Below are 13,209 nucleotides of genomic sequence, written 5' to 3'. Positions count from 1 at the left end.
AAGTTTACACGTCCTTAGCTTCAGACTTCATGCAATCGAGTGATCAACTTCCCGTGCTGTTGACCATTCGTTGCAGTTATCGGCGCCTTGGCGCCAAAACAACTAAAGGGCACCCAGCAAGCAGGATGCCCTTATCTCAAATTATGTGGTTAACTGCGCTTGTTGGAGCAAGGCAGAGTTGCCTGATACAAACATATCTGACGAACCTCTTCTTTGGTTGCTCCACCGATGCAGAAATCTAACCTTAACAACACGGTTTCTTCGATACCGCCGTTAGATTTTGCGCGCCATTTCCATGAACTGACATATTCCTTAGCGTGCCTGCGTAGACCAAAACTCGGCACTACGGTTTCTGTTGTGACGTCGTCAACCTCACCATTTTCATCAATCGTAATACTGAAAATGGCACATCCCCTCGCCCCAGCGCGCTCGATACTGCGGGGCATAGTTAACACCTCGGGCTCTATTCGCTCCCAGGATAGAGACTCGCCGGACTCAGGAACCAATAAGGTTTCTATAACGTCTGTCTGCAACACCACTTTATCGCTTTGCGCGTAAGTAACCATGGATGTCAAGCAACTCACCGTGCATGCTGCTACGAGTCCTTTACATACCAATTTTTTCATCCTTTCAACCTTTCTGTTTATCAACCGTCACCGCCTGTTTCACTGCCACCCTGCAAGCGCAGAATACCTTCACGAGCCGCCTCTTCCATGGCTGCGCGTTCTTCTGCAGTGCGACAAACGCGTGTCATCATATTTGAGCCGATGCGTTTTTCCATTTTGCATACTACGCCGTCATCATTGTTAGCGCTGCTGGCAGTGTACTTTTCTGAGTAACGTGTACCTGTGCTCTCACAACCCAATAATGCAGCCGATGCGGCAAGCGTTATTAGTACGGGTAAGTGTAAAACGGTTTTTGTATTGCGTGTAGTCATCTTGTTGTTCCTTAGTGTCGTATACACCATCCTATAGTTAGAAACAAAGCATCAAGCGTGCAATTAACAATTCATGAAATTGCTGGAATTTGGTTACTTTCAGAAATCTTAAGAATCTTAAACAACTGATTTAAAATGAAAAAGTTGTGTAGTAATGATTCTTTGGAGTAAAAGGAATAAAGGATAAAAAATGTAGGCTGAAGGGCTTTAACCCGAACCAGAAGTCAACCTGTTATTGTTGGGCAGCATAACTTTGACTTTCAAGCCACCACCTTTGCGCTGCTGTAAGGAGATACTGCCGTGGTGAGCATCGGTGATTTCTCGGCACAACGCTAAGCCTAAACCACTCCCGCTGGCTTTGGTTGAGTAAAAAGGGATGAGTGCTTGCTCTAATACCGCATCGGACATGCCTGACCCACGATCGGCCACTTCAAGAATGCTGTAATCCCCACTGTTTGCAACGGTCAGGATGATGTCATCTGGCGCACTGCCGGACTCTTGCGCATTTTTAATCAGGTTGATCAATAATTGCTCTAACTGAATCGCATCGGCGATTAACCTAACATCATTGACAAGATTAAAACGAAATGGCCATTGTTCTGCCAGTTGATGCAGTAACGACTCAATATCCACGCTAACGAGCTTGGGTTGTGGTAGCTTAGCAAACTTACCGTAGCCTTGAACAAAGTCAGATAAATGCGATATACGGTCCTCAATGGTAGAGAATACTCGTTCTAAACGCGGCTCGTCGACATTTTTGGTGAGCAGTCGACCGCTGTGGATCATGGATGAGATTGGGCCAAGGGAATTGTTTAACTCGTGGCTTATAATACGAATAACCTTTTTCCAAACAGCAACTTCTTGGCGGCTGAGTTCACGGGTCATTTGTTTCAAAATAAATAAGGTATGTGCTTGACCATTAAGATTGAATCGCCCGGTTGACAAGTACCAAGTTTGACTTTCTTGGCCCTCCTGACTGAGCGTAAATAACCCTTCGCGGGCAGCTTTAAACTGGGCTTGAAGTTCTTCGTTTGTGTTCGCGATTAAACTGGATAACGGTTGACCTTCCAGGGTATGGCGCGAGGCAAAGAATTGTCGTGCAGCAATGTTACTGAATACGACTTGTTCCTGATCGTTGACCAAAAAAAGTGCTTCTGGCGAGCTTTGAGTGATCTTATCAAGCAACAGTTCGCGCTGATAGATCCACTGCTTTTCGCGCCGCATACGATCCGCTGTCTCGTTATATAGGGCGCAAAGCTGAGTGAATTCGTCGTTCCCAGCAACTGCAAGACTTGTAGAATATTCTCCGTCCTTCAGATTCAGCAGACCCGTTTCAAGCGCATCAATCCCGTCACGTAGTCGCTTAGTCATTGTCGTAGCGATGGAAAATGCCAATAGGACAATCCCAATCGACAACAAGCTTGTGTGCCAAAGGTTTAACTCACCAAAAAAAAACAGTGGTAAGCTCGCTATGCCTCCGCTCAGCACGGCAGCCAGCTGAATTCGGCGACGCAGAGGTAGATGCATCAATACTCGATCCCATACTTGGCCAAACGGCGATACAAGGCTTGCCGACTTAGCCCGAATTCGCGTGCTACCCGGGCAATCACGCCCTGATGTTCACGCATAGCAGATTCTAACGCTTGCTTATCTGGTTCGATAGCCGGTTCAGACGTATTCCCTCGCGATGGTGGTGCTAATGAAAAGTCAACGGCTTCAATAATCCCCTGGGGCTTTAATACTGCCACGCGCTTGCAGGCATTCTCCAATTCACGCACATTACCGGGCCACGGGTATTCAGTGAGGGCCTTTTCTGCGCCTAAACTGAGGGTTCTGCCCGGCAAAAAGTAATGTGCTAAGGGCACAACATCATCAATTCTTGCCGCTAAGGGAGCAAGCGGTATTTCGATGACATTCAAGCGATAAAAAAGATCTTCGCGAAACTTACCTGCTTGAATATCTTGTAGCAGATTAGCATTGGTCGCGCTGATCAGGCGCACATGGGTCTTTTGTGTTTTAACCGATCCTAAGCGCTCAAATTCACCCGTTTGTAGTACCCGTAATAATTTGGTTTGGCCCTCATAAGACAAGTTGCCAATCTCGTCGAGAAATAAAGTCCCACCGTTGGCTGCCTCAAAGCGACCGATGCGAGTTTTGTGAGCGCCTGTATATGCACCTGCTTCGGCACCAAACAGCTCTGCTTCAATTAAGTCGGCTGGTAAAGCACCACAATTCACTTTGACAAACGGCTTATTGGATAACACGGATTCAGCATGGATGAGTTCTGCAATCTTTTCTTTGCCAGCGCCATTGGGACCCGTTATCAAGACTGAAATATCTGCACGAGCAACTTGGATTGCCATATCAACCGTGCGTTGCATAGCATGACTTTGGTAGATTAAACCCACTGACTGAGCAGCACTGCGACTATCTTGCGTAGCTTCTAGTTGGCGCTCTAGCTGCGCGGTTTGACGTTTCGCTTTGCCCACCTCAAGAAGATTGGCGACAGTGGTGATAAGCTTATCATCGTCCCAAGGTTTGGCGATGTAGTCTGCGGCTCCTGCTTTTATTAACGCGACGGCTTGCTCCAAATCGGTCCAAGCCGTGATTAAGATAATCGGTAAATGTGGATTAATATTGCGTAACTGTTGAAATAATTCACAGCCTTCTTCACCCGAGGTTGTGTCCTTGGTGAAATTCATATCCTGGATGACCAAACCAATGCGCAGCTGATCCACCAGTGTGACCGCCTCATCAGGAGAAGTGGTAGTGACCACGTCATAATCGTGCAACTCAAGCACCAACGACAGTGCTTGCAGCACTGCCGGGGTGTCATCAACGATTAAAATCTTTTCCATACGTTTATCACTTTCCGTTTAAATTGAGCGGGTAGCGATACTTGGAGAGATGTTTGCTGCGCGATTTGCTGGCATCAGCACCGACAGAAGACTGACAACCAGAACAAAAAAAGCGGTCATTGCAACGTAAAGGTAATCTAGCGCTGGCACTGAAAATTCCCGCATCATTACATTTCCTAAGTATATTGCTGCAATACTACCTAAAACTAACCCTGCTGCACACACAATGCCGTTTTCAACTAAGAAGTAACGCACAATCGCCGACTTGCGTGCGCCCAACGCTCTACGAGTACCTATTTGCTTAGTCCGCTTGCTAATGTTGAATACAGTCATACCAAAAATACCGAGTGCAGTGATTAAAACGAGCACAACAATTAACACCACCAACATGCGCAGCATTAATACGTCTGCGGCGTTGTATTCCGCTTTCGCTTCATCCATGCTGGTTAACCCCATGACTACGCGTTCCTCATATTCATTCAATAGGATTTGCTCGATTTTACCCATGACTTCAGCGCGGTCCTCTGCACGTGTACGCACAACAAACTTTTGATATGGACTGAGTTCAATATTGGGGAAAATTGAGAAGTTGTCGGCGGCTTCGTCCTTTAACCAAGGTCCTTTCATATTTTCAACAACACCAATAATCGTGACCGGATCGTTGCCGATGTATAACTGTTTGCCTAAGCCGTCGCCATCGGGATATAGCGCATTTAAATAGCTGCGTGACACAACCACCACTTTAGGCAGCACTGTGGGATCATCAGTCAATTCAACTTCGCTTGGCATAAAGTTACGCCCTTCACTGATTTCCAGTCCTAAAGTGGCAAAGATCGATGCATCACCTCCAGTAAACGCAGTGCGGACATTCCGAAATTCATCGCTATCACGTTGACTGATGGGTAAAACCGAGAAGCCAGACGCAGAGCCGCTGCCAGACAACGGGATCTCGCGGATCAACGAAGCGCTTACAACACCAGGAATATTGCGAATGGTTTCTTGGGTCTGTAGGAGCAATTGCACAATGCTTTCTGGCTGGCCAAAGGTATTGATTGCAAAGCCAAAAATTTCATCTTCAGGGTAACCTGTGTCTTGCTGTAAATACTGCGCGCGATCGTTAATGATAAACGCGGCGTTACTGACAATGGCGACAGTAATCGCGATTTGTAGCAATAGTAATATGGCACCCGCTTTGGAGCGGAATAATGCGCTGATAATCGGTTTGATTTCTAACATGAGTTGCTCCTTATTGGGTTTTAAGACAAATCGCAGGGTTTGTTCTGCACACTAGCCATGCCGGGTAAAGACCTGCCACAACACAGGCAGTAATCGCTATGATTGGTGCTGCTAATAGCATGGTGAGATCCATGGTTGCCAGAGCACTGTAATAGCTGAATGTGGCTCGCACGCCCCACAGGCCAAGTTGCGCTAGTCCAATTCCGATGAGCCCACCGACAAATCCCAGCATGGACACTTCTACAATGTGCTGTAGAAAAACCTGCCGTTTATTAGCGCCTAGGGCGCGTCTGACACCGACTTCCGGTACACGTTTTAAGAATTTACCGAGTAGCAAACCGAGTATGTTAGCTAGGCAAACCGCGAGAAACATAAAGCTCAAGCCAACCAGAACACGATTATCTTCAGTGACTACTCGATTGTAGTCCAGCCATTCACGCAAATTACGCAGACCAAATTGGACCTCACTGCGTTCAAAACGCCCTTTGGTAGCCTCTTCGGCAAGATAGTTTTGTAAAAACTCGCGATATTCAGCAACTTCTTGGGGCGTATCGAGCTGGACCCAAAACTGCAACCAGAATTGCTCAGAGCGCAATTTGTCATCAAAGGTTTGGACTTCTTCAAACTTCCAGCCGTTGGTATTACCCCAGTTATGAATTTGCAAAGGTTCAATCAACGTGATGGGGATCATTAAGTTTTCTGGATCATTAAATGCGCCATTGGTTAAGTCGTAGTACTTGATGTGAAAGTCAAAGTTTTGATAAACCCCAACGACCCTAAACGCGCGTTTATTCAAATAGACCTGCTGGCCCACTGAGTTTTCACCACCAAATAGCTTTTCATTTAATTCACGACTGATCACTATGACCTGCTCGGCTTTGTCTTCTTGCTCCTGTGACCAGGGTGCACCATATTGAAAGTCGACATCAAAGGCAGTGAAAAAGGTATTGGCTGTTACCCTTACGCTTTCCATAAAAGGCTTGATTCGGTCATCGTTTAAGTGGATACCGTAACCTGAACGCACCGATGGAACTTTGATCCCTGGCGAGTCTGCGCGATACAAATTCATCGTGTCACGGTAGGTTAACTGATGCGGTAGGTTATCTTCCGTCCACCAATTATTGCTTTCATCTATGGTGTTGAGTTGCGGGTGAAACAGTTTATCGCTTTTATGCGGTAATGGGTCCATCGACATCATGTAATAGACCGACAGGCTCGTCATGGTAACGCCAATACCAACAGCAATCGCGATCACCATCAGCAAACTTACCATTGGGGTGCGTTTGAAGCTGCGCCAGCTCAAGTCAATATAATGTAACAACATTGCTTTACGCCTCCGCCACGATTGGCTGAGAGTCAGCCATCTGTTTTTGGTAAAGGGTGAAATCTGCGATTTGGCCGTCCACGATTTGAATGTTACGCGGAGCTCGACGCGCTAACTCAGGATCGTGCGTCACCATCACAATCGTGGCACCGTTGCGGTTGATGGTTTCTAGGAGTTCCATGACTTGGCGCGCCATTAAGCTGTCTAGATTACCGGTTGGTTCGTCGGCTAACAAAAAGCGCGGCTCACCCGCGAGCGCCCGAGCAATGGCAACACGCTGTTGTTGGCCGCCAGATAACTGCTGCGGTAAGTGCTTCATACGACTACCTAAGCCGACTTGCTCTAAACAATCCATTACCCGGCGTTTACGCTCGGCAGACTTGATGCCGCGATAGCGCAAGGGAACTTCCACGTTTTCAAACAAGTTGAGGTCAGGGATTAAATTAAAGCCTTGAAAAATGAAGCCGATTTTTTGATTACGCAAATCAGCGCGTTGATTATCGGATAACTTGCCAATATCTACGCCGTCCAACAGATACTGACCTGCAGTAAATGACTCTAGCATCCCCGCAATATTGAGAAAGGTCGTCTTTCCTGAACCGGAGGGGCCAGTTACTGCAATAAATTCACCTTCTTCAACGCGCAAATCGAAATCGCGTAATGCGTGCGTTTGGACCTTTTCAGTTTGGTAAACTTTGCTGATGTTCTTCATTGTTAGCATGTTTGTATTCCTTGTTTTACTGGCGCAGCAGAATAGTGTCTGCGTTATCAAAAGATTGATAGTTTGAAATGATGATTTGGTCGTTCTCTTGCAGTCCTTCGAGTACTTCGATTTCGCGCATGCTGTAGGCTCCCAGGCGAATGTCGACTCTACGCGCTAAGTCACCATCAACTTTGTAGGCTGCATAACCACCGGCCTGAGTAAAGCTACCGCGACGAACTTTGAGTACGTTTTGTTTACTGTCTAATAAAACTCGTGCAGTAACCTGTTGGTTTTGACGTAGTTGCGACACATCAGCGCCGTTTAAACGGACGCGTGTGGTTATTTCACGATCTTTAATTTCTGGAGATACAGAGGAAACCACGCCTTCAATCCTTTGATTGCCTATGCGGATTTCAACAGGCAAGCCTAAAGCAAGTTCATTGGCATAGCTTTCGCCAACTTGAACTTCGGCTTCATACGCGCTTAAATCGACTAGCGTCATGAGTGGCGCATTCTTACTCACTAGTGCGCGCGGCTGAACGAGCAAGTTTCCGACCACACCATCAACACTGGCACGAATCGTCAGCTCGTCTAATTGTCGTTCGAGTTCCTGAACCACCAAGGTTTGGCGCTCCAGCGTACTGCGCGAGCCTTCTAGTTCAAATGCAAGGGTATCCTTTGCCAACAAGCCGGTTACTTAATTTGTGCTTTTAGCTTGAGTTAATTTATTGAAAGCCTCATACTGTATATAATTACAGCATGGGGCTTTAATTTGGAATTACAAAAAAAATCTTACGCAAGGATTTCGGAGACGATACCAAAGGCTTTAAAAGGCCTACAGGTAAACGGATGTAAGAATCCTGCTTGTGCAAATTTCTGTATCGATCCTCATGATTACAATCCAGCAGAATACAGCCTGAGAAAAGGAGCTAACCCATTTTATAAAATATCGGGGGCTGGCAGAAATGAACCTAACCTCCAGTGCAGAGTGTGCGGCGAGATCACCCCTATCAAATCTAATGTAGGTATTTTAGAAGAGGAGTTTCGCTTGTCTTCATATTTGCGCGAACCCTCATACACTTGTCCTAATACCGAATGTAATAATCACCTTATGTCAATCAGCGATAATCCTAATCTATATAAAAGACATGGTCAAACATCAGGCAACACGAGGTATCAATGCAAGCGCTGTAAAAAGACATTTTCTGATGGTAATAAGCGGCGTCAACATCGACGATCAGAAATAAACAAAAGCTTTTTTTTACATATAGTCAATAAAACACCAATGAGACGTATGTGCGAGATATTGGACATATCGTCAAAAACCTACTTTGATAAGTTAAATTGGCTGTATGAGCAAAGTTTGGCATTCGCTAGAGAACGAGAAAATCGATTGTTAAAAAATACCTACGCTCATAAAGTCGATATTTGTACTGACAGGCAGGTGCATATTAGCAATTGGAGTGATCGTAAAGATAAAAGAAACATTGAGTTGTGGGCGATAGGTAGTGCCGATAATATCAGTGGGTATGTTTTTGGCGTCCACTTTAATTATGATCCGTTAGTCGATAGAAAGGCTGCTGAGATTGACGCCAGTGCAATAAACCCTAAAATCACGCCGCCACACCTTCAACCTCATGCACGTCTATGGTTACAACGTTACCATAGCGAAGAGCTTACTGTATCAACCCACGAGCATGTAAACGGTATATCTAAGCTTGAAAATAGTTCATTTGAACAAGCCGAGATATTAGATGGTACTACAAAACTCCCAGATAAAGGTGCATTGGTTCATAGTGAATATACGATGTATGCACACTTCTTATTAGTAGCAAGGCTCTTGGGAAATGTTAAGCAAGTACACTACTCGCTTGATAGAGAGACCGGAATAAGAAATGCTTTTATGCTTGCAAATAAAGATCGCGTGTCCAATGGCACAGCCCATGCGTTTTACGTCAAAAACACGACAGGATTGACCGTTGATGAAAAAAAAGAAATCGTAAAAGATTTTTATAAGGCATTTAAAATAATCGCTGGCAAGTCGTTCAAATCCGCTACTGGTACGGAAAGATACAATACAATTATCAGCATGCTTCGACAAAACATACCTCAGGCAAAACCTATCCCCTTTAGTAAAGAAATGTGGCTTAGGCATCCTCATTTTACGATGCCTGAACCAGAGAAATTAGTGGCAGCATTAACACCGATAAGGCACTTATCCATTCAAGAGCAAGCTGAACTATATAAACCCTCATCACTTGCCGCGATAGATAGATTTTTTATGTTTGTCAGACGCCGCGTAAGTCTTTTGGAACGCAGTAAGTCTGTAGCAGCAAGCGAGCGCCGCAAATGGCATGGGTACAGTGCCTATGACCCTTATTCATATTTGAAGGTCATGGAGATTGTGCGGCTCTTTTACAATTATTGTTTACAGGCAAAAGATGGGACAACAGCAGCTATGAGACTTGGTTTGGCGAAGAGACCAATCAGATTAGAGAGTATTGTATATTTTGAAAAGTGATTCCGTCCTTTGCAACTCACTGTTTAACATTAAGAAATCCATGATATTATATTTAATTGAAAGTTTTAGGGGAAAAGTGATAATGATTGTAAAAGGATTTACTGTAGGGCTGTTATTAATTAGTTTAAGTGGGTGCGCTTCATTTATCGCTAATCAAATGACAAGCCCAAAAAACTCTAACGTAGAGGGCAATATCTCAGATTGGGCTGTTGAGCAACAATTGTGTGATAGCAATAATTACTGTGTTAAAGCAATAGGTTTAGGTGAGTCTGCCGCAGGTTATCACAGTCTAAAATTTACGTTTCATATCAATGATAACCATAAGATTTGGCGCTACGAAACCAAAAATGACGATGTTGAAACCGCCAAGCCACTCGCAAACCATTTGATATTACTCTTTACTGGATATAGCCAACCCACTCAGGTCTTATACATACATCAATTATGGTTACAACAGATGACGGGCGCAGAAGTTATCGTTATACCTAGCGCTGAGAACACGGAAACGTTTAAATTTGGTCTAGATTACGTCTCTCCGCTTGTCGCTGAAATTCAAAGATTAAACCCTACAAAAATACACCTTATTGGGTTCTCAATGGGTGCACTAGCAGCAAGTGAGGTCGCGAAGGAAATTGACAATACCAGACTCTATTTGGTTGCGCCAATGACCGACTTTGACTATTCAGCTAAAGCGGTTTTCGACCTTTTTTATAAAGACAAGATATACGCAAAGCTTATCTCCCAAGAAACGCTTGAGGATGCAATTCAAATTGTTTATGAAAAATCAGGAACAACATCAAAAGATACTGATTTAATAGCAAAACTGAATGAAGTGAAATCACCTACATTTATCTATGCGTCGAATAAAGATAGAGTTGTTGAGCATTTCGCTTTTAACGCTATTCCAAATGATAATGTTGATGTAAATATTTACGGAGAGTTAAATCATTTAGAAATGGTTGCTCTGTTAAGTCAAGATTTGATGACTGACTTCGTATCTGATTTACTTGAAAGGCCTGTGTTAAAGAGTGAAATTACAACTCTAGGTATATTATGTGATTTTGATGATGACGATTGCCTAAATCAATTACCTGATTAGCGCACAAAAAATAAGGCGAGTTAAAAACTCGCCTTAGCACAAATTAAGTAACCGCCTTGCCTTTGCCAATGCCACTTCTTGTTGCGCGTGTTTGAATGTAAGTTTTGCACGGGCTAAATCGTCGACGGCTTTCTCATGATCTATTTGGCTAATGAGATTGTTCTTAATACTCTGATTAGCACGACGGTTCTCACGTTCTGCAGCTTGTAAATCGACTTCTGCGAGGTCTAGCCGCTTGGTTAACTCTAATGTCTGACGTCTAGCGTCCAGTTCTTGGCGGGCCAACTCGCCCTGTAGTCGTTGCCTTTCAGATATTTCTTGTTGCAGTTGATTTTCCAGTTCTGGACTGTCAACCACCGCGACGATGTCATTTACTGCTACGCGATCACCAGGATTAACTTGCAGATCAACAAAGCCTTGTTGCGGGGCATAGAGTTGTGGTGCATTGGCAGCAACAATTCGTCCATTGGCAACGATATCGCGTACTAGGTCGCCACGCTCCAGTGTGGCAATTTGGAGGGTCGCGCGATCCACCGATTTTTGTGCACCGGTGGTTGTGAGAAGTGCTTGAGCAGCAAAACCGACAAGCAACAAAAGCGCGCCGGCGATTATGGCCTGCCGTTTAAATCGACTGTTGTCTTTAACGATGACATCTTGGTCACTGGTGTCTTTAATCAAAACAATACTCCATTGAGTTAAACCGGCGGACAGGGGCAAGGTTTTCATCCACTGTCAGGTTACTATGGGTATGTTTAAGCGAAGAGCGTGCCAGTAGTTAAGTTGTTGATAATTAATGAAAAGTCAAGCTTTTGGCGGGGGCGGTGAGTGTCCGCGGACAGAAAAAGTGTCCGGGCGGACACTTTTTCAGCTTAATTTATTTCTGTTGCAACAAGTAATCCAAACCACCGCTGATCGCGGCTATTTGAGCATCAATGCATTGTTCTGGGGTTGCCTTGGGGCTATCTGGATAAACTTCCGTTGTGGTCACATAGGGCGCTTGAGTAAATCCACCGCACAGGTGCAGGGAGTGTTTATCATAATGGATAACACCGGGTTGCTCGATAGCGACACCAATAATTTTGCCATCTTGATCGGCTGGTGCGATGTGGGTGACTTTGGCAACCGAAGCAATGACCGCTGCTTGAAACCCAGGCTCGGGGCGACTGGTGTCACCGACGGTATAAAAGCCATCCGGTATATTCCAGATGTCGTGGGTTGTACCATCGCGCGCCGCTAAAGCTGGACGGAATTCTGAATTGTCAGTATCCGTGGTTTCATGCAAATCAAAATGCGCTAACAAGTTTGTTTTTTGGGCAGCAATGTAAGCCATTGCTTGGTCAGCTTCTGGCGATGATCCGTTAGCAAAAAATGAGCGATTAGGATCGACTGCATCGGGATTCCAACGATTAATCGTTTCGTAGCCCCACGGGCTTAAACAGGGCAGTACAATAAAATTCAACGCATTGGCATAACGTTCGGCTGCTGTTAGCGCAAATCCCAGCGCACCATGCACGCCACTGGTTTCGTAGCCATGCACACCACCAGTGATCAAAATAGTGGGCTTGTCTGCATGCCACGCCAGCGATTTTGCTGCAAACAGTGGGTAACGCGCTTGGTCATAGGGCAATGTGCCGTATTGCTCGATACCAAACTGAGCATCTAGTAATTTTATTTTTGTCAGCACTTCATCAGCATATGAGCGTTTGATTGATTGTTGTTTTAGCCACTGCGCTTTCTCGAGATCACCCCAAGGGTGTCCGGGTGTACCGATTGGATAGTCTGAATTCAAGTCAACTCCTTTTAATGATGTAGGGTAAAGGCACGCTGATCGCGTTTGTTAAACCGTTATACTCTAGCGTGTTATGCAGTGAGATTAAATCACTGGAGCAACCGATAAAACAATCAACGCTAGCGAGTAATTCATGCTATCTTGCGAGCCATATTCATGCTGAAGGATTTTAATATTCATGTTTAAGCACCTGTGCCAACTGTCAGTCCTCTCTGCCGCCATAACTTTGTTGCTCGCAGTAGATGCGAACGCACAATTATCTGCATTTACCGATGGTCCTACGATCAAGGGCTACGGTAAAAAGATGGTAATACCCGGTCAAGAATTCACGCCGCAACAACAATTCGCTGTTGCATTTGATGTCGCTGAGGGTGCAGATGCAGGAACAATCAATCGGCGTTTTGATAGCCTAGCCCGGTTTATCAATATGCATACAGCAGCGGGTGTGCCTAAAGAAAATATTCGGCTCGCGTTAGTCGTGCATGGTAAAGCGAGTCTTGACTTACTGAAAAATCAAACCTACCAGCAAGTGCATCAAACCGACAACCCCAATTTAGGGCTTCTTGCTGCGTTACAGGCTAATCAAGTCCGTATAATTTTGTGTGGTCAAAGTGCAAAAGCGTATGAGATTGAACATTCTCAATTAGCTGATGGGGTTGAAATGGCTTTATCGGCGATGACCGCTCATGCCTTGTTACAGCAGCAAGGCTATACCGTAAATCCATTTTGATTGAAGGATAGA

General features: G+C 45.0%; 13 protein-coding genes. 3 read left to right on the top strand and 10 right to left on the bottom strand.

Going from position 1 to position 13,209, the window contains the following annotated elements; translation table 11 throughout:
* Window positions 1-149: 149 nt before the first annotated feature.
* The 8 genes from AC121Z_RS16590 to AC121Z_RS16555 form a co-directional block, all read right to left on the bottom strand.
* A complete protein-coding gene (locus tag AC121Z_RS16590; protein ID WP_498125440.1) occupies window positions 150-626 on the bottom strand; it encodes an energy transducer TonB in 477 nt (158 codons plus the stop codon).
* Between the two features lie 20 nt (window positions 627-646).
* Window positions 647-937, bottom strand: coding sequence for a hypothetical protein (locus tag AC121Z_RS16585; protein WP_498125439.1), 291 nt, complete (start codon window positions 935-937; stop codon window positions 647-649).
* Window positions 938-1,144: 207 nt separating this feature from the next.
* Window positions 1,145-2,464, bottom strand: a complete 1,320-nt coding sequence (locus AC121Z_RS16580) for a sensor histidine kinase (protein ID WP_498128287.1) — start codon at window positions 2,462-2,464, stop codon at window positions 1,145-1,147.
* On the bottom strand, window positions 2,464-3,795 hold the full coding sequence (locus tag AC121Z_RS16575) for a sigma-54-dependent transcriptional regulator (protein ID WP_498125438.1): 1,332 nt from the start codon (window positions 3,793-3,795) through the stop codon (window positions 2,464-2,466). Before AC121Z_RS16575 ends, AC121Z_RS16580 begins: the two co-directional genes overlap by 1 nt.
* An 18-nt stretch (window positions 3,796-3,813) precedes the next feature.
* On the bottom strand, window positions 3,814-5,031 hold the full coding sequence (locus tag AC121Z_RS16570; protein ID WP_498125437.1) for an ABC transporter permease: 1,218 nt from the start codon (window positions 5,029-5,031) through the stop codon (window positions 3,814-3,816).
* Window positions 5,032-5,041: 10 nt separating this feature from the next.
* Window positions 5,042-6,355, bottom strand: coding sequence for an ABC transporter permease (locus AC121Z_RS16565; RefSeq protein ID WP_498125436.1), 1,314 nt, complete (start codon window positions 6,353-6,355; stop codon window positions 5,042-5,044).
* Between the two features lie 4 nt (window positions 6,356-6,359).
* Window positions 6,360-7,076 carry an ABC transporter ATP-binding protein gene (locus tag AC121Z_RS16560; RefSeq protein ID WP_498125435.1) on the bottom strand — a complete coding sequence of 239 codons (717 nt, stop codon included), beginning with the start codon at window positions 7,074-7,076 and terminating at the stop codon, window positions 6,360-6,362.
* 16 nt (window positions 7,077-7,092) lie between these two features.
* Window positions 7,093-7,743, bottom strand: coding sequence for an efflux RND transporter periplasmic adaptor subunit (locus AC121Z_RS16555; RefSeq protein WP_498125434.1), 651 nt, complete (start codon window positions 7,741-7,743; stop codon window positions 7,093-7,095).
* 87 nt (window positions 7,744-7,830) lie between these two features.
* Between AC121Z_RS16555 and AC121Z_RS16550 the strand changes: the two genes are divergently transcribed.
* Window positions 7,831-9,579 carry a hypothetical protein gene (locus AC121Z_RS16550; RefSeq protein ID WP_498125433.1) on the top strand — a complete coding sequence of 583 codons (1,749 nt, stop codon included), beginning with the start codon at window positions 7,831-7,833 and terminating at the stop codon, window positions 9,577-9,579.
* A 40-nt stretch (window positions 9,580-9,619) separates the two neighbouring features.
* Window positions 9,620-10,678, top strand: a complete 1,059-nt coding sequence (locus AC121Z_RS16545; RefSeq protein ID WP_498125432.1) for a hypothetical protein — start codon at window positions 9,620-9,622, stop codon at window positions 10,676-10,678.
* A 33-nt stretch (window positions 10,679-10,711) separates the two neighbouring features.
* Here the strand turns inward: AC121Z_RS16545 and AC121Z_RS16540 are convergent, their stop codons facing one another.
* Both AC121Z_RS16540 and AC121Z_RS16535 read right to left on the bottom strand, forming a co-directional pair.
* Window positions 10,712-11,356 (bottom strand): HlyD family secretion protein, encoded by a 645-nt coding sequence (locus AC121Z_RS16540; protein WP_498125431.1) that lies wholly within the window; start codon window positions 11,354-11,356, stop codon window positions 10,712-10,714.
* Window positions 11,357-11,552: 196 nt separating this feature from the next.
* Window positions 11,553-12,467 (bottom strand): M14 family metallopeptidase, encoded by a 915-nt coding sequence (locus tag AC121Z_RS16535; RefSeq protein ID WP_498125430.1) that lies wholly within the window; start codon window positions 12,465-12,467, stop codon window positions 11,553-11,555.
* Between the two features lie 178 nt (window positions 12,468-12,645).
* Between AC121Z_RS16535 and AC121Z_RS16530 the strand changes: the two genes are divergently transcribed.
* Window positions 12,646-13,197 (top strand): DsrE family protein, encoded by a 552-nt coding sequence (locus AC121Z_RS16530; RefSeq protein ID WP_498125429.1) that lies wholly within the window; start codon window positions 12,646-12,648, stop codon window positions 13,195-13,197.
* Window positions 13,198-13,209: the final 12 nt, after the last annotated feature.

The organism is Alteromonas sp. DYW1 (assembly GCF_059752595.1).
The sequence above is the reverse complement of the archived record's forward strand: the minus strand, read 5'-3'. Positions and strand labels throughout refer to the sequence as shown.